The 15,731-nt window shown below is 74.6% G+C and carries 14 protein-coding genes; 5 read left to right on the plus strand and 9 right to left on the minus strand.

Translation table 11 applies throughout. From position 1 onward, the window contains the following. Positions 1 to 124: 124 nt before the first annotated feature. From ACFUK0_RS27370 to ACFUK0_RS27390, 5 genes are all read right to left on the minus strand, one after another. Positions 125 to 2,509 (minus strand): SpoIIE family protein phosphatase, encoded by a 2,385-nt coding sequence (locus ACFUK0_RS27370; RefSeq protein ID WP_380254772.1) that lies wholly within the window; start codon positions 2,507 to 2,509, stop codon positions 125 to 127. 11 nt (positions 2,510 to 2,520) lie between these two features. After that, positions 2,521 to 2,853, minus strand: coding sequence for a DUF6296 family protein (locus tag ACFUK0_RS27375; RefSeq protein WP_380254774.1), 333 nt, complete (start codon positions 2,851 to 2,853; stop codon positions 2,521 to 2,523). A 151-nt stretch (positions 2,854 to 3,004) separates the two neighbouring features. After that, positions 3,005 to 3,970, minus strand: coding sequence for an LLM class F420-dependent oxidoreductase (locus tag ACFUK0_RS27380; RefSeq protein WP_380254776.1), 966 nt, complete (start codon positions 3,968 to 3,970; stop codon positions 3,005 to 3,007). Then, positions 3,964 to 5,211, minus strand: coding sequence for a mechanosensitive ion channel family protein (locus ACFUK0_RS27385; RefSeq protein ID WP_380254777.1), 1,248 nt, complete (start codon positions 5,209 to 5,211; stop codon positions 3,964 to 3,966). The genes ACFUK0_RS27380 and ACFUK0_RS27385 overlap by 7 nt, the downstream gene beginning before the upstream one ends. A gap of 192 nt (positions 5,212 to 5,403) precedes the next feature. Then, positions 5,404 to 6,327 (minus strand): diiron oxygenase, encoded by a 924-nt coding sequence (locus tag ACFUK0_RS27390; RefSeq protein ID WP_380254779.1) that lies wholly within the window; start codon positions 6,325 to 6,327, stop codon positions 5,404 to 5,406. 226 nt (positions 6,328 to 6,553) lie between these two features. Here ACFUK0_RS27390 and ACFUK0_RS27395 point away from each other — a divergent pair, with 226 nt between their 5' ends. Then, the gene (locus tag ACFUK0_RS27395) at positions 6,554 to 7,336 is read left to right on the plus strand and encodes an SGNH/GDSL hydrolase family protein (RefSeq protein WP_380254781.1); all 783 of its coding nucleotides are present in this window, start codon (positions 6,554 to 6,556) and stop codon (positions 7,334 to 7,336) included. Positions 7,337 to 7,384: 48 nt separating this feature from the next. On the opposite strand, the gene ACFUK0_RS27400 is transcribed toward ACFUK0_RS27395, so the two are convergent. Next, positions 7,385 to 7,924: a MarR family winged helix-turn-helix transcriptional regulator gene (locus tag ACFUK0_RS27400; RefSeq protein WP_380254783.1), complete on the minus strand. Its 540-nt coding sequence runs from the start codon at positions 7,922 to 7,924 to the stop codon at positions 7,385 to 7,387. A gap of 222 nt (positions 7,925 to 8,146) precedes the next feature. Between ACFUK0_RS27400 and ACFUK0_RS27405 the strand changes: the two genes are divergently transcribed. Next, positions 8,147 to 10,267 carry an MMPL family transporter gene (locus tag ACFUK0_RS27405; protein ID WP_380254785.1) on the plus strand — a complete coding sequence of 707 codons (2,121 nt, stop codon included), beginning with the start codon at positions 8,147 to 8,149 and terminating at the stop codon, positions 10,265 to 10,267. 64 nt (positions 10,268 to 10,331) lie between these two features. Here the strand turns inward: ACFUK0_RS27405 and ACFUK0_RS27410 are convergent, their stop codons facing one another. Beyond that, a complete protein-coding gene (locus ACFUK0_RS27410) occupies positions 10,332 to 10,964 on the minus strand; it encodes an AAA family ATPase (protein WP_380254787.1) in 633 nt (210 codons plus the stop codon). 205 nt (positions 10,965 to 11,169) lie between these two features. Here ACFUK0_RS27410 and ACFUK0_RS27415 point away from each other — a divergent pair, with 205 nt between their 5' ends. Together ACFUK0_RS27415 and ACFUK0_RS27420 are read left to right on the plus strand one after the other, a co-directional pair. After that, positions 11,170 to 11,562, plus strand: a complete 393-nt coding sequence (locus tag ACFUK0_RS27415; RefSeq protein ID WP_380254789.1) for a hypothetical protein — start codon at positions 11,170 to 11,172, stop codon at positions 11,560 to 11,562. Between the two features lie 149 nt (positions 11,563 to 11,711). Further along, positions 11,712 to 12,965, plus strand: coding sequence for an MFS transporter (locus ACFUK0_RS27420; protein ID WP_380254791.1), 1,254 nt, complete (start codon positions 11,712 to 11,714; stop codon positions 12,963 to 12,965). Positions 12,966 to 12,990: 25 nt separating this feature from the next. Here ACFUK0_RS27420 and ACFUK0_RS27425 read toward each other — a convergent pair whose 3' ends face one another. Beyond that, a complete protein-coding gene (locus tag ACFUK0_RS27425; RefSeq protein ID WP_380254793.1) occupies positions 12,991 to 13,434 on the minus strand; it encodes a DUF2809 domain-containing protein in 444 nt (147 codons plus the stop codon). A 158-nt stretch (positions 13,435 to 13,592) separates the two neighbouring features. On the opposite strand from ACFUK0_RS27425, the gene ACFUK0_RS27430 reads away from it, so the two are divergent. Continuing rightward, the gene (locus ACFUK0_RS27430) at positions 13,593 to 15,065 is read left to right on the plus strand and encodes a DUF2252 domain-containing protein (RefSeq protein WP_380254795.1); all 1,473 of its coding nucleotides are present in this window, start codon (positions 13,593 to 13,595) and stop codon (positions 15,063 to 15,065) included. 87 nt (positions 15,066 to 15,152) lie between these two features. Here the strand turns inward: ACFUK0_RS27430 and ACFUK0_RS27435 are convergent, their stop codons facing one another. Next, on the minus strand, positions 15,153 to 15,674 hold the full coding sequence (locus ACFUK0_RS27435; RefSeq protein WP_380254797.1) for a tyrosine protein phosphatase: 522 nt from the start codon (positions 15,672 to 15,674) through the stop codon (positions 15,153 to 15,155). Positions 15,675 to 15,731 lie beyond the last annotated feature (57 nt).

Here is a 15,731-nt window from a genome sequence, read left to right on the forward strand (position 1 = left end):
CCGCCCACCCGTTCCCGGGTGGGCGGGGCTTCGGCATGCCCGGAGGGCCGGAGGCCGTCCGGCGCGGGCGGTCAGGCGGGGGCCAGGCGTGGGCCGTCTGGCGCGGGCCATCAGGCGCGGGCCGTCAGGCGCCGGCGGGCGCCTCGGGCGGCGGGAGTGGCTGTTCGGACCAGATGGTCTTGCCCACGCGGGTGTAGCGGCTGCCCCAGCGGCTGGACACCTGGGCGACCAGGAAGAGCCCGCGTCCGCCCTCCTCGGTGGCCAGGGCCCGGCGCATCCTGGGCTGGGTGCTGCTCGGGTCGGAGACCTCGCAGATCAGGACCCCGGCCCGGATCAGCCGGACGCCGACGGGGCCGCCCGCGTAGCGGATGGCGTTGGTGACGAGTTCGCTCACCACCAGCTCGGTGGGGAAGACCAGGTCGTCCAGGCCCCACCGTTCGAGCTGGGCGGTGACGAGTTTGCGGGCCCGGGAGACGACCACCGGGTCGGCGTCCAGGGTCCAGGAGGCGGTGTCCTCGGGCGGCACCGTGCGGGTCCGGGCGAGCAGCAGGGTCACGTCGTCCGGCAGCCGGACCGGGGGGAGCCCGGCCGTGACGTCCCGGCCGACCTCCTTGAGCGGGCGGCGCAGCACGTCCGCCTTCAGGAGCCGGGACCGCAGCTCGGCCATGCCCTCGTCCAGGTCGCCCTCGCCGCGCTCGACCAGGCCGTCGGTGTAGAGCACCAGGACGCTGCCGGGCGGCACTTCGAACTCCACCGGTTCGAACGGCAGGCCGCCCACGCCCAGCGGCGGCCCGGGGTTCAGCCGCACGTACTCGACACTGCCGTCGGGCCGCACCACGGCGGGCGGGGGGTGCCCGGCGCTCGCCACCGTGCAGGTGCGGGAGACCGGGTCGTAGACGGCGTAGAGGCAGGTCGCCCCGACCGCGTCCGGGGGGCCGGCGTCCTGGCCGTGCTCCTCCTCGACGTCCCCGTCCCCCACCGCCTCCCCGGCGGACTCCTCGTCGCCGTACCCGTCGTTTCCGAGCGCGGCCTCCCCGGCCGCGCCGGCGGCCTCGACGGAGAACTGGGAGACCAGGTCGTCCAGGTGCAGGAGCAGTTCCTCCGGGTCGACGTCGAGGTCGGCGAGGGCGCGCACGGCCGTCCGCAGCCGCCCCATCGTGGCGGTGGCCTGCAGGCCGTGGCCGACCACGTCGCCGACCACCAGCGCGACCCGCGCGGAGGAGAGCGGGATGACGTCGAACCAGTCCCCGCCGACGCCGCTGGCCGCGTCCGTGGGCAGGTAGATGCTGTCGGTCTGGGCCGCGGCGTTGTCGGCCGCCGCCGGGGGCAGCAGGCTGCGCTGGAGGCTGACGGCGGCCCGGTGCTCCCGGGTGTAGCGGCGCGCGTTGTCTAGGGAGGTCGCCGCGCGGGTGGCGATCTCCTGGAGCAGCGTGAGGTTCTCCTCCTCGAACGGGGGGCGGTCCCGGCCGCGCCAGAGGGTGACGGCGCCGAGGAAGCCGCCCCTGGCCAGCAGTGGTGCGCTGATCGGCCCGCGGGCCTGCGGTCCCGGGTCCGTACCGGCGGTGGCGGTGCGGCGCAGCGCGGTCGGCCGCTGGTGGTCCGGGGTGGGTTCCTCCCCGGTCAGTACGGCCTGGACGATGTCGATCGCGGCGAAGTCGGCGAGGGCCGGCGCCAGCACGGCGACCAGGTCCTCGGTGAGCCGGGTGACGGAGAGCGAGCTGCCGAGGGCCACGGTGCAGCGGTGCATGATCTCCAGCCGCTGCCGGGCCTTGTCGAAGTCGGTGACGTCAGTGAAGGCGATCGTCACGCCGATCGGCGGGTCGTCGGACTCCTGGAGGCGGAACGCGGTGAACATCATCACCCGCCCGTCGCCGAAGTCGTCGAGGGTCCGCACCCGGGTCTCCATGCCGAACTGCGGCACGCCGGTGTGCAGCACCTCGCGCAGGTGGGCGGTGATCGAGCGGGCGTCCTCGGGCTGCAGGAGATCCTCGACCCGGAAGCCGCTCAGGTCGGCCGGGATGCCGCCGTACGGCAGCAGGTGGGAGTTGGTGCGCAGCAGGCGCAGCTCATGGTCGAAGACGGCGAGGCCGATCCGGTCCTGGAGGAACAGCTGCTGGGTGAAGGCGTGGTCCTGGCGCCACTTGGCGACGAGCGCGGAGGGCGCGCCGAGGACCAGCAGGCGCTGGTCGCCGGTCGCCCGTGGCTCGCCCGCGAGGCCGGCGTCCAGGGGCAGGACGCGGAAGTCGATGTCCAGGGTGCCCCTGCTGCCGTGCCGGAGCGAGGCCCGGCCGACCCAGGCGGCTCCGGTGCGCTGCGCCAGCACGTCCTGCCAGGAGCCGGGGTCGGCGAGCAGCGCGCTGACCGGCCGGCCGCAGACCTCCTCGGGCGGGAGGTCGAGCAGCTCCTGCGCGGCCGCACTCCAGCCCAGTACCGTCCCGGTCGCGTCGAGCAGCGCACCGGCGGTGCTCTCGGTCTCGAAGGGCGACCGGTAACTGTCCGCGCCGCGCATACGCTCACACCTCACTCCGGGCCAGGTACCCCCATCATCCGATGCTTCTCGGCCGCAGGCGCGGCGTGATCCGCGACCCGCCCGGCCGTACGGATCTCCACGGGCGGGCTGAGCCGCTGCCCGATCCCGGTGGCGATCATCCTGGCCTCGCCCCGGTCGCTGATCTCGGCGCTGACGATGCCGGTGGCGTCCAGGTAGACGGGATGGCCGCCGGGGCCCGTGCGGTCGCTGCGCAGGACGACCACGACGTCCCGGGGCAGGCCGTGTATCGCGGGGGCGAAGGCCAGCTCGTAGCCCTCGATGTCGCTGTCGGTGTCCCTGTCGTGCTGGACGCTGTTGCTCACTGCTCTCTCCCTGGGCCGGACCGGTGCGGGCTCCCCAGGCCGGGGGCCCCGCACCGGGCCGTCTGCCCCGGATCGCGGTGGGCATGCCCCCCGGCCTGCCCCGGTGGGACCGCGCAGCGCGCCGTCGCGCCGGACAGCCGCGGGCGGCCGCTCAGATCCCGCGCAGCGCGGGCAGCAGCTTCTGCTCCGACCAGTCCAGGAAGTCGCGCTGACTGTCGCCGCCGATCTGGATCAGCGCCATCTCGGTGAATCCGGCCTCGGCGAACGGTCGTACCGCTTCGACGAACTCCTCCACCGAGTCACCGCAGGGGATGACGTCCGCCACGTCCTGCGGCCGGACGAACCGGGAGGCGGCCTCGAATCCGGCGGGGCCGGGAAGCTCCGCGTTCACCTTCCAGCCGCCGCCGAACCAGCGGAACTGCTCGTGCGCCCGCGCCACGGCGGCGTCCCGGTCCCGGTCGTAGCAGACCGGCAGCTGGCCGACGCTGGGTTTGCCGGCGCCGCCGTGCCGGTCGAAGGCGTCGATCAGACAGCGCTCCGGCTCGACGGCGATCACCAGGTCGGCCAGCCGCCCGGCCAGCGCGCACGAGCGCTCGCCGGACACCGCCAGACCGATCGGCGGCGGCTCCGGGGGGAGGTCCCACAGTTTCGCCGACTCGACGTCGAAGTGCTTGCCGCGGTGGGTGACGTAGCCGCCCCGGAAGAGGGCGCGGATGATCTCGACGGCCTCCACCAGCATCTCCTGGCGGACGCCGGCGGCCGGCCAGCCACCGCCCACGACGTGCTCGTTCAGGTTCTCCCCGCTGCCGAGACCCAGCCTGAACCGGCCGCCCGAGAGCAACTGGACGGTCGCGGCCTTCTGCGCCACCACGGCCGGGTGGTAGCGGAAGGTCGGGCAGGTCACGTAGGTCATCAGCGGGATTCGCGAGGTGGCCTGCGCGGCGGCGCCGAGCACCGCCCAGGCGTAGGAGGCGTGGCCCTGCGCGGCCACCCAGGGGGAGTAGTGGTCCGAGATGACGGAGAAGTCGAAGCCGGCCTGCTCGGCGCGGACCAGGTCGTCCACCAGCTGCCGGGGCCCGCACTGCTCGGTCATCATCGTGTATCCGATGTTCACCATGGTGGTCGCGTGCCCCGCACGGGCCGGTGGAAACCATCGCGGGCCTCCTCCGGCGAGCCGTGCCTGTCCGCATCAGGGTGCTGGTCGCGGCCCTGCGCGCCGCTCGGTGCGGGCCCGTCGGCGGGTTCTCCCGGCCTGCGCTGCTCCACCGGGCCGTCGGCGGGTGCTCCCGCCCCGCGCTGGTCCGGCAGGTGCACGGGCGCGGCCTGCGGTGCCTCCGCGAGGCCGAGCCGGGGCAGCGCGTACGGGTGCCGCTCGCGGAGGAAGCCGATCAGCTCCTCCCTCGCCCAGCAGCGCAGCTCGAAGGCGTCGTCGGCGTTCCGGGCGGTCATCAGGAGCCGCACCACCACGGTGCTCGCGGTGGTGTCCACCACCTGCAGGGCCCAGCCCTCGCCGTCCCAGCGCTCGTTCGCCGCGAGCCGGCGCCCGAACTCCGCCCGGAGTTCGGCGACCGGCGTGCTGTGGTCCAGGTGGAGCAGCGCCGTGCCGGTGATCCCCGGGCCGCCCCGCGACCAGTTCTCGAACGGCTTTCCCGCGAAGTAGGAGACCGGCATGACGATCCGGCGCTGGTCCCAGGTCGCGACCACCACGGAGGTCAGGGTGATCTCCTCGACGGTGCCCCACTCCCCCGCGACCACCACCACGTCGCCGATCCGGACCATGTCGCCGAAGGCCAGCTGGATCCCGGCGAAGAGGTTGGCCAGCGTGCTCTGGGCGGCCACACCGACGACCAGCCCGACCAGGCCCGCCGAGGCCAGCAGGCTGGTGCCCACCGCCCGGACGCCGGGAAAGGTCATCAGCACGGCGCCGAGCGTGACCACCGCGATGCCCGCGTCGCAGATCCGGCCCATCAGCCCCGCCTGGGTGCGGACCCGCCGGACCCGCGCGGGATCGCGCCGGTCGGTCGCGTAGCTGCTCAGGCCGGTGTCGATCACCAGTGAGACGACCCGGGCGGCCAGCCACCCGCAGCTGACCAGGACGGCCAGCAGCAGCACGTGCCGCACCGACGGACGGGCGACCGCCGCCAGCCGCGTGGCGGGCTCGGCGGCGAGCAGCAGGACGGCGACCGCCGCCGCCAGGAACGGCACCCGGCAGCGGCGCAGCAGTGGCCACAGGACCGCTGCCGGGCGTCGGCCGGAAAGCCGCCGCAGGGTACGTGCCATCAGCCGGTCGAGCCCCAGGACGACGAGCAGCACCACGGCCACCACGCCCACCGGGCGCACCACGCTCCAGAAATGCACTGGTCGGCCTCCTCCGCTCTCCCCGTTGTTCGCGGCGGGGCCGGACGCCCGGCCGCGCCAGTGCCGGCTCGTCTGCCCGGGCTGAGCGGGGCAAACCCCGAACCGGCGGCCGGTGCGGGCCGGGCGGCGCCCGGGGGATTCCGGCGGAGATCGGGGGATCCCGGGGGATTCCGGGGGATTCCGCCGTCGGGTCTAGACGACGCCGGCCGCGCGCAGCAGCCACCGGTTGGCGCCGCCGACCAGGCCGGCCCGGTCGAGGACACCGAGGGTCTTCGCGGCCATCTCGCGCTTGGTGGTGTGCCAGTGCGGGTTGCCGCGGGCGGCCCGCCGGCCCTCGGCCGGGTCGATGCCGACGGCGGCGTAGAGCCGGGGGTTGATCAGGCTGGTGGTGGAGAAGTAGACGAGCGCTCCGACGAACAGCTGCTCCCAGCGCCGCCGCAGCGGCCCGAGCCGCTCCCGCTGGAGTTCCTCGCGGGCGTAGCTGATGTGCCGGGACTCCTCGATCACGTGGATCCGGGAGACCTGGCGGGTGAGCGGCTGGAGGGTCTCGTCCGCCATCACCTCCCGCTGGAACGCGTCGAGGATCTCCTCGACGTACATGGTGCCGCCGAAGGTCTGGCTGTGGGTGGAGACGGCCTTGAAGATCCGGCCGAGCTCGTGGGCGACGCGGCCCGGGCCGTAGGCGGGCACGCCCATCCAGGCGATCATCCGGGCGAACATCACGGAGTGCCGGCACTCGTCGGCGATCTCGGTGAGCGCGTACTGGACGTGCGCGCTGGTCGGGTCCCGGTCGAAGGCGTGCCGCAGCAGCATCTGCATGAGGATCTCCTCGAACCAGATGCCGACACTGGCGATGCTGGCGACCTCGTGCTTGCTGAGCTCGATGCGCTGATCCTCGGTCAGCCGCTCCCACTGGGGCGTGCCGTAGAGCGAGACGCGGTGCGGCGGGCAGTAGTACCGGCCGGGTTCGGGGGCGGCCGTCCAGTCGATCTCCGTGAGCGGGTCGAAGGAGAGCTTGGCGGACGAGGCCAGCAGTCGCCGGGCGGTGCGTTCGCGCCCCGGCGCCTGCTCGGGCGCGTCCGGCCCGGCCTTCACCCTGCGGGCGGTTGCGGTCATGAGCGGCTCCTTCGGTTGCCGGGTTCGGCGGCTTCGGCGGGCGCGGCCGGATGCGTCCCGGTCCAGAAGTTAGGAGCTATTAGACTCATCGTCAATAGAGTCGGCAGTTCCGTTGCCCAGGGAATACCGGGCAGTAGGTGCGACGGCACGCCGTGGCCGACATCACGCACGGCAACCGGGCACCTACGGTCGCGTAGGTTACTTGAGATAGTGAAGTATCTCCCTCATGGCCGACCACCAGGAGACTCCTGCCCTACGTTCGTACGCCGCCCTCGGCGACAGCTTCACCGAGGGCCTCGACGACCCCGGCCCCGGCGGCGCGTTCGCCGGCTGGGCCGACCGCCTGGCCGGCCTGCTGGCCGGACAGTGCCCGCCGGGCGAGTTCCGGTACGCCAACCTCGCGGTCCGCGGGCGGCTGCTGGACCAGATCGTCGCGGAGCAGGTGCCCGAGATCCGCCGGGCCGGGCCCGACCTCGTCAGCTTCTGCGCCGGCGGCAACGACATCCTGCGCCCCGGCAGCGATCCGGACGAGGTCGCCGAGCGCTTCGAGGCCGCCGTCCTCGAACTCCGCGAGTCCGCCGGGACGGTCCTGATCTGCACCGGGTTCGACACCCGCGCCCTGCCGGTCCTCAGGCACCTGCGCGGGAGGATCGCCACCTACAACGGACACCTGCGGGCGATCGCCGACCGCAACGGCTGCGCGGTGGCCGACCTCTGGTCCCTGCGGGCCATGCACGACCGCCGCGCCTGGAGCGACGACCGGCTGCACCTGTCCCCCGAGGCGCACCAGCGGGTGGCCCTGCTCGCCGCCCGCGCACTCGGTGTCCCGGTCGCCGAGGAGCCGGACGCGCCGTGGCCGGCCCAGCACACCCCGACCCCGGGCGAGCTGCGCCGGGAGAACGTCCAGTGGGCCCGCAGCCACCTGCTGCCGTGGGTCGGGCGCCGGCTGCGCGGCGAGTCCTCCGGCGACCATGTGGAGGCCAAGCGCCCGCACCTGCTGCCGCTCTGACGCACCACCGGGGGACGGGACGGGACGGGGCGGTCGCCGCGACGGCAGTCAGCCCGCCGCCCCGGCCCGCCGCTCCTGCCGCAGGTCCGCGAGCTCCTCCGTCATCCGGCCCAGGAAACGGGCGACCACGGCCAGCTCCCCCGGCGTGAAATCCGCCCGCACCACGTCCGTGCGCTCCGCCACCGGGGTGAACCAGGCGGAGGCGATCCGGCTCGCGCCCGGGTTGAAGTGCACGTGCACCTGCCGGCGGTCCGCGCTGTCACGGGTGCGGTGCACATGGCCCGCGCGCTCCAGCCGGTCCAGCACCGCCGTCACCGCCCCCGAGGTGACGCCGAGTTCCTCGCGCAGCCGTCCGGGTGTCATCGCCCCGGGCTCCGCGCCCGGCTGCGCGCCGGGGCCGACGGGGCCGCGCATGATGGCCAGCAGCGCCTGGACGTCGGTCGCGTGCAGGCCCTGGCTCGCGGCGAAGTCCTGCCCGAGCAGGTTCATCTCGGACGCCAGCCCCTGGAGCAGCCGACCCAGCTCGCGACGGTCGGCGCCGGTGTCGTCGGTCTCGGCCCCGGGTCGCGGCGCGTGCTGCTCGGGCAAGGTCACCATCCGTCCGTGCGGTCGACGGGAGCCGGACGCACCTGCCGTGGGCCCAGCTTAGGCGCCCCCGGCTCCGCCTCCCCCGTCGCCGGAGGAGTCCTCAGGGAAAGTTCACCGATAAAGTCTCTTAATCATTGAGATACTATCCCGGGACAGGTGGTTCCGGACGTCCGGCACCCCAGCACGCACGACCACGCTCCGGCCCGCACGAAGGACTCCGCCATGCCGAGATCGACCCGCCGTACGCGATTTCTGATCCCGTTGCTCCTCCTGGTGGCCTGGTTCGGCCTGGGCGGGGCGTTCGGCCCGTACGCCGGGAAGCTGGGCGAGGTCTCCAGCAACGACAGCGCGGCCTTCCTGCCGAAGAGCGCGGAGTCCACCGAGGTCGTCCGGCTGCGCAAGGCGTTCGAGCAGGACGCCACGCTGCCGGTCGTGGTGGTCTGGCAGGCGAACGACGGCACGGTCACCGACGCCCAGCGCGCCGCCGCGACGGCCGCCCTGCAGTCGGCCGCCCAAGCCCCCGGGGCCACCGGCGGCGCCTCGCCGGCCCTGCCGTCCGAGGACGGCAGGGCGCTGTCCGGGGTGATCGCCCTGCGCGGTGACCTCGGCCGGACGGTCGGCGACAGCGTGGCCGCCGTCCGCGAACGGGTGGAAGGGGTGGAGGGGACGACCGTCGGCCTCGCCGGTCCGGCCGCGATCCAGGCCGACCTGGGCGGCGCGTTCGCCGGGATCGACGGCATCCTGCTCGGGGTCGCCCTCGGTGTGGTGCTGGTGATCCTGCTCGCGGTGTACCGCAGCGTGCTGCTGCCGTTCCTGGTGATCATCGGCGCGGTCTTCGCCCTCGGGGTGTCCTGCGCGATCGTCTACGTGCTGGCCAGGCACGGGCTGGTCCGGGTCGACGGGCAGGTCCAGGGACTGCTGTCGATCCTGGTCATCGGCGCCGCGACCGACTACGCCCTGCTGCTGTCGGCGCGGTTCCGCGAGGAGCTCCAGCTGAACCCCGACCGCTGGGCGGCGATGCGGATCGCCTGGCGGCGCTCGGTGGAGCCGATCGCCGCCTCCGGGCTGACGGTGGCCCTGGGCCTGCTGGTGCTGCTGCTCTCCGACCTGACCAACAACCGGGCGCTCGGCCCGGTCGGCGCGATCGGGATCGTCTGCTCCGTGCTGTCCGCGCTCACCTTCCTGCCCGCCGCGCTCGTCCTGCTCGGCCGGGCCGCGTACTGGCCGGCCCGCCCGCCGGCCGACGGCTCGACCCCGGTGCACGGCATCTGGCGCCGGGTGGCCGCCCTGGTCGGCCGGCGTCCCCGGGCCACCTGGGCCGTCAGCCTGGCCGTCCTCGCCGCCTGCGCCGCGTTCGCGCCCACGCTGAACGCCCAGGGCGTCCCGCAGAGCGAACTGTTCATCACGAAGCAGCCTTCGGTGGCGGCCCAGCAGATGCTGTCCGCGCACTTCCCCGGCGGGTCCGGCAACCCCGCCGTGGTGATCACCGAAGCGGCGGCGGCAGCCGAGGTCCGGGCGGCCGCCGAGTCGGTCCCGGGCGTCAGCGCCGTCCGCCCCTACACCGGCGGCGCGCCGGACGCGGCCCCCCGGGTGGTCGACGGCCGGGAGCGGCTGGACGTCACCCTGGCGGACGCCGCCGACAGCGACGCCGCGATGGCCACCGTCCAGCGGGTGCGCGCCGCCGTGCACGCGGTGCCCGGCGCGCAGGCCCGGGTCGGCGGCTACACCGCCCAGCAGTACGACACCCGGACGACGGCCCGGCACGACCGAACGGTCATCATCCCGGTCGTGCTGCTCTGCATCCTGCTGATCCTCGTCCTGCTGCTGCGCTCGCTCGTCGCGCCGCTGCTGCTGGCCGCCACGGTGGCGCTGTCCTACCTGGCCACGCTCGGGGTGTCGGCGATCGTGTTCCCGCACGTGTTCGGGTTCTCCGGCACCGACCCGTCGGTGCCGCTGTACGGGTACGTGTTCCTGGTCGCACTGGGGGTCGACTACAACATCTTCCTGATGACCCGGGTGCGCGAGGAGTCCCAGCGGTACGGCACCCGGGAGGGCGTGCTGCGCGGGCTGACCGCCACCGGCGGGGTGATCACATCGGCCGGCGTGGTGCTGGCCGCGACCTTCGCGGCGCTCGGGGTGATCCCGCTGGCGTTCCTCGCGCAGATCGCCTTCATCGTGGCGTTCGGCGTGCTGCTCGACACCCTGGTCGTCCGGTCACTGCTCGTCCCCGCCCTGGTGTACGACCTCGGCGAGCGCACCTGGTGGCCCGCCCGGCTGCACGACGGCCGGCCGTCGGCCGACGGCGCGCCCGCCGAGCAGGTGCCCGAGGGCGTCGGCGGCTGAGACCGCAGCGGCGGCGGTGTGCCCTGGCCGGGCGCACCGCCGCCCGGCTGTCGTGACCACGGGATCAACCACGGGCGCGGCGGACGACCGTCGGGCCCTGCTCCGGAGCGCACCGCTCGGCGTTCCGCCCGATCCAGCCGACGACCCGTTCGAGGTCCACCGGGCCGCCGGTGTCCACCCGCAGGGTGCAGCAGATGCCGAGCGGCTCGGCGAGCCGGCGGCGCTGCTCCCACTCCGCCTCGTCCATCGGCCGCCCGTGGATCGGATGCTGCCGGGGGTGCCGCTCCGCGAACCTCTCCCGCACGATCCCGTAGGGGACCTCGCACCAGATTTCGAGCGGGTGCGCCGCGTCCGCACCGCGCAGGCCCGCCAGGACGTGGTGCCGCACGTCGGCGAGCCAGCAGGACTCCAGCACGGCGCCCCCGGGTGCGTCCGCCAGCAGCGCCCACATCGTCCCGCTCGCCGCCGCGCCGAGAGCGCTGTTCCAGCGCCGCTGGGGGCCGCCGTCCGGCGCCTCGCTGCCCAGGACGTCGGCATGCGCCTCCTTGATCACGTCCTTGCTCAGCAGCGGCAGGCGCAGCCGGCGGGAGAGGGCCCGCGCGAGGGTGCTCTTGCCCGCCCCGGGCAGGCCGTTGACCAGCACCACCGGTGCGGGAGGCGGCGCCGGGCAGGCGGCCGGGCGATCGGGCGGATCCACGGCGCGAACCTACCCGGACCGGCCCGCCGCCAACCGGCCCGCGGCCGGGCCCGGTCCGCTACCGTTCTGCGCATGGGACACGCCACGGGACCCGCCACGGGACATACCGCGAAACCCGCCACGAGGCGCGACCGTTCGAAGGGGCCGCGGGGCTTCGGGTAGTTCCGTCAGGAGAGTCCTGACGGTGTTACCGACGGAGCCGTCCGTGGCACGCACTGTCCATCACATCCCGTTCGCCCGGTCCGGGTCCGGTCCGGACCACCCGCCGGGCGGCCCCTGGCGCACCGCCGCGATCCGCACCCTGCGCTACAGCTCGCACTGTCTGGCACAGGCCCGGGAGGAGGGCCGGCGCCCCCGGCCCGCAGCGCTCCGCCACGTGGTGACCGTGCGCACCTACGCCCGCGCCGACACCCGTGACCGCTCGGTGGCGCGCTGGTCGGCCGTGCAGGAACGCCGGGCCCGGCAGCAGCTGCGGCTCCGGCTGGTCACGGCCCGCGCGCTCGCGGACGGGCGCACCGGCCCGCTCACCGCGGGCGCGGCGGACGCCGTCGACGTACCGCCGGTGCGCCACCGCCACCATGCGATCTGGCTCTACTGACCCCGGGGGGCTGCCTGACCACTCCCAGGGGCCTACGGCCGTCTCGGGGCGTCCGGCGGCGGGAAACTCGGGCGACAGGCCGGGCGGGTGCTCCTTACCATCAGGCTGCTCCCCCTTCCCGCCACACCTAGATCGTGATCGGCCCTCGCGTGAAACCCCTGCTTCCTGCCCTGCTGCGCGACGAGGCGCAGTTCGCCCGCCTGTTCGCCGGGCAGTCCCTGTCCGTGCTGGGCGATCGCGTGTCCTTCGTGGCCGTGCCGTTCGCCGTGCTGTCGGTGGGCGGATCCGCCTTCGACGTCGGGCTGGTGGCGGCCGCCGCGCTGCTGCCGATGCTGCTGTTCACCCTGGTGGGAGGGGTGTGGGCGGACCGCTTCCGGCGGCACCGGATGATGCTGGCGTCCGACCTGGTGCGGTTCGCCACCCAGGGCGCGGCGGCCGTGCTGCTGCTGACCGGCGTCGCCGAGGTGCCCCATCTCGTCCTGCTGATGGCCGTCTTCGGCACTGCGGACGCGTTCTTCATGCCGGCCTCCACCGGCCTGCTGCCCTTGGTCGTCCCCGCCGAACGGCTCCGGGAGGCGAACGCGCTGCGCGGGTTCGTCCAGTCCTCCGGCCTGGTGCTCGGTCCCGCCGTGGCGGGCGCACTGGTCGCGCTGGCGGGGCCCGGCGGCGCCCTCGCCCTCGACGCCCTCACCTTCGCGGCCAGTGCCGCATGCCTGGCGGGCCTGGCGCCGCGCGGCGCGGCGGCCGGCCAGGAGTCCGCCCCCGGCGGCGGGGCGTTCCTCACCGAGCTGCGCGCCGGGTGGACGGAGGTGCGCAGCCGGACGTGGGTGTGGTCCGGCATGGCCGCGATGGCGGTCTACCACGTCGTCGTGCTGCCCTCGGTGTTCGTGCTGGGCCCCGTTCTCGCCGACCGCGAGTGGGGCGGGGCGGCGAGCTGGTCCGTGGTGGTCGCGGCCTTCGGAGTCGGCTCCATCGTGGGTAACGTGTGCGTCTACCGCCTGCGACCGGCCCGCCCGATGGCGGTCGCCGCTGCCGCGATGGTGGTGGCCTCCACCCAGGCGGTGATCATCGGATCGGGCGGTTCCGTCGCCGTCATCGCAGTGCTCGAAGCGGTCACGGGCGTGGCGGTGGCCCTGTTCTTCGTCCTGTGGGAGACCGCGCTCCAGACCCATGTGCCGGAGGGCTCGCTCTCCCGGGTGAGTTCCTACGACCACATGGTGTCGGCGGGACTCATGCCGCTCGGTCTGGTCCTCGCCGGGCCCGTGTCGGACGCCCTCGGTGTGCGCCCCACCCTGTGGGCGATGACCGCCGTCGCCGTACCCGCCGCTCTCGCGCTGCTGTGCGTGCCCGCCGTGCGGGCCCTGCCGGCGCGGCTCCCGGGCGCCGACGCCGCTCTGACCTGAGACCCCGGGTCCCCGCGCGCCGGTCTCAGGCCCCGGGTCCACGCTCCGGTCTCAGGCCCCGGCATCGCGGGCGCAGGTGGCGTACGGCCGCCGCGTGGACGAGGTACGCGGCGCCCGCGCCGGTCGCGTACCAGAACAGGTCCGGCGGGTTGAAGGTGGAGCCGAGGACGAGCCGGGCGGCGGTGCTGTGCCGGGACAGATCGGCCGGGATACCGCTGAGCTGGGAGAACTCCACCGCCCAACTGGCTGCCAGGGCGAGGCCGGCAGCCGCTGCCGGGCGGAGCCGGGGCGCGGCCAGGACCAGCAGGGCGCAGAGCAGGACGGTGTACAGGGCGTCCCCCGCGTACTTGGCCGCCTCACCGCTCGCAGCGGCCCGGACGCCGAGCCCGGCCGCGAGCGTGAGCACCACCGCGACGGCCGCCGCCAGGCGGGTCCGCTGCCCGCCTGGCCTCCCCCGAAGATCTCCCATGGCCGGTCAGCCTACGGCGCGGGCCGTTGCAGGCCCGCCCGGGCCTCCCGCCTGTCCCCGGGCCTGCGGTTCTCGATAGCCTTCGTCGCGCAGGGGCGGGCCGCCGTCGGCGGCGGAGCTACAGATGAGCGGGGCAGCACGTGGTGGGGCAGCAGGCAGTGGAGCAGCAGGTAGCGGGGTCGGCCGGGCCGGTCGAGGAAGTCTCGGCACGCACGGGCACGGCGAAGGCCGAGGGTGTCGCAGCAGCGGTCCACGGCTTCACCGTGGCGGGGTTCGCCCCGGCCTCGGGCGGGTCGGCGCGCCGGCGCGGCAAGGCGCTGCGGGAGAACGCGCCGCGCGAGCAGCACACGGACTTCGTCCCGCACCCCGACCGGCCGAACGCCGTCGAGGCGATCGAGGCGTCGAACGCCGGCCGGCTGGAGCACCTGGTGCCGATCCGGCTCGGCCGGATGTCCGCGACCCCGTTCGCGTTCCTGCGCGGCGCGGCCGGCCTGATGGCGGCCGACCTCGCGACGACGCCGACCAGCGGAATCGTCGCGCAGTTGTGCGGCGACGCGCACGCGGCGAACTTCGGCCTCTACGGCGACGCCCGCGGGCGGCTGGTGATGGACATCAACGACTTCGACGAGACCGTGCCCGGTCCGTGGGAGTGGGATCTCAAGCGGCTCTCGGCCAGCCTCGTGCTCGCCGCCCGCCAGGTGGGCGCGGACGAACACACCGCCCGCCAGGCCGCGTTCGAGGCCGTGGGCTCGTACCGCCGCACCATGCGCACGCTCGCCAAGCTGCCCGCACTGGACGCCTGGAACGCCGTCGCGGACGAGCACCTGCTCGCTCTCACCGAGGCCCACGAGCTGACCGACGTGCTGGAGAAGGTCTCGGCCAAGGCGCTCGGCAACACCAGTGCGCGCTTCGCCGCCAAGTCCACCGTCCGTACGGCGGAGGGGCGGTGGCGTTTCACGGCCGCGCCGCCGGTGCTCAGCGAGGTGCCGTCCGAGCTCGCCGGGGCGGTCGCCGCGTCGCTGGAGCCGTACCTGGAGACGGTCGCGGCGGAACTGCTGCCGCTGCTGTCCCGCCACCGCGTCCAGGACGTCGCGTTCCGCGTGGTGGGGACCGGCAGCGTGGGCACCCGCTCGTACGTCGTGCTGCTGACCGACCACCGTGACAAGGCGCTGGTGCTCCAGGTCAAGGAGGCCCGTCCGTCGGTGCTGCTGCCGCACCTGGCGCGGGCCGGCTACCCCGTCCGCGAGCTGGCGGCGCACGAGGGGCAGCGGGTGGTGCTCGGGCAGAAGCGGATGCAGGTTGTCAGCGACACCCTGCTCGGGTGGACGACCGTCGACGGGCTGCCCTACCAGGTGCGGCAGTTCCGCAACCGCAAGGGCAGCGTCGACCCCGCCGCGCTGCTGCCCGCCCAGTTGGACGACTACGCCCGCATCACCGGGGCGCTGCTCGCCCGGGCGCACGCGCACACCGCCGACCCGGAGCTGATCTCCGGTTACTGCGGCAAGAGCGAGGCGCTGGACGAGGCGGTGTCCGGCTTCGCCGTCGCGTACGCGGACCGTACCGAGGCCGACCACGCCGACCTCACCGCGGCCATCCGTTCGGGGCGACTCGCGGCCGAGTCCGGGGTCTGAGACACGGCCGTCCGGCCCCCGGTGTCCGGCCCCCACCGTCCGGTCCCTGCTGTCCGGTCACCCGCCGCGCGGTCACCTGCTGTCCGGTCACCTGCCACGTGGTGGGTGACCGGTGGGGCCGGCCAGCGGCAGGCCCGCTGTCCAGGCCCGCTGCTCGACGGTGTCGGGGACGGCGAGGCCGCGGGCCCGTCCGATCGCGCTCCACGCGAGGTCGGCATCTGTTCCGCCCAGGATGAGCAGGGCGGCCGCGAGGAGCGAGGACCGGCCGATCCCGGCCCGGCAGTGGGTGACGACGTGGGCGCCGTCGTGCAGGCAGGCCGCGAGTTCGCGCAGGACGGGCAGGATCGCGGCGAGTTCCGGAACCGTCCGGTCCGGAATCGGGATCGGGATCGGGACGAACCTGAGCCCGGCGGTGCGCGCTTCGCGGGCCTCGTCGGCGAGATCCAGTTCGCCGAGTTCGGGGGCGGTGAGCGTGCAGACCAGGATGTCGACGCCGGCGCCCGCGAGCGCGGCCATCTCGTCCCGGAGCCAGTCCCCGCCGCGTGGGCGGGCCATGGTGCTCAATCGTCCCGGGCCTGGAAGATCGACGGTGAACAGGCTCGGTCGCATAAGGCAGTACCTCCGGTCGATGGTGACGAACCTCGATGGAAACGGACATAGACGGTG

Origin of the sequence: Kitasatospora sp. NPDC057223, from assembly GCF_042669755.1 — a bacterium.
Taxonomy (GTDB): Bacteria; Actinomycetota; Actinomycetes; order Streptomycetales; family Streptomycetaceae; genus Kitasatospora.

What these genes read in the sequence shown, in the direction of transcription:
- ACFUK0_RS27370 (WP_380254772.1), bottom strand. Translation starts at nt 2,509, where the DNA reads ATGCGCGGCGCGGACAGTTACCGGTCGCCCTTCGAGACCGAGAGCACC.
- ACFUK0_RS27380 (WP_380254776.1), bottom strand. Translation starts at nt 3,970, where the DNA reads ATGGTGAACATCGGATACACGATGATGACCGAGCAGTGCGGGCCCCGG.
- ACFUK0_RS27390 (WP_380254779.1), bottom strand. Translation starts at nt 6,327, where the DNA reads ATGACCGCAACCGCCCGCAGGGTGAAGGCCGGGCCGGACGCGCCCGAG.
- ACFUK0_RS27395 (WP_380254781.1), top strand. Translation starts at nt 6,554, where the DNA reads ATGGCCGACCACCAGGAGACTCCTGCCCTACGTTCGTACGCCGCCCTC.
- ACFUK0_RS27405 (WP_380254785.1), top strand. Translation starts at nt 8,147, where the DNA reads ATGCCGAGATCGACCCGCCGTACGCGATTTCTGATCCCGTTGCTCCTC.
- ACFUK0_RS27425 (WP_380254793.1), bottom strand. Translation starts at nt 13,434, where the DNA reads ATGGGAGATCTTCGGGGGAGGCCAGGCGGGCAGCGGACCCGCCTGGCG.
- ACFUK0_RS27435 (WP_380254797.1), bottom strand. Translation starts at nt 15,674, where the DNA reads ATGCGACCGAGCCTGTTCACCGTCGATCTTCCAGGCCCGGGACGATTG.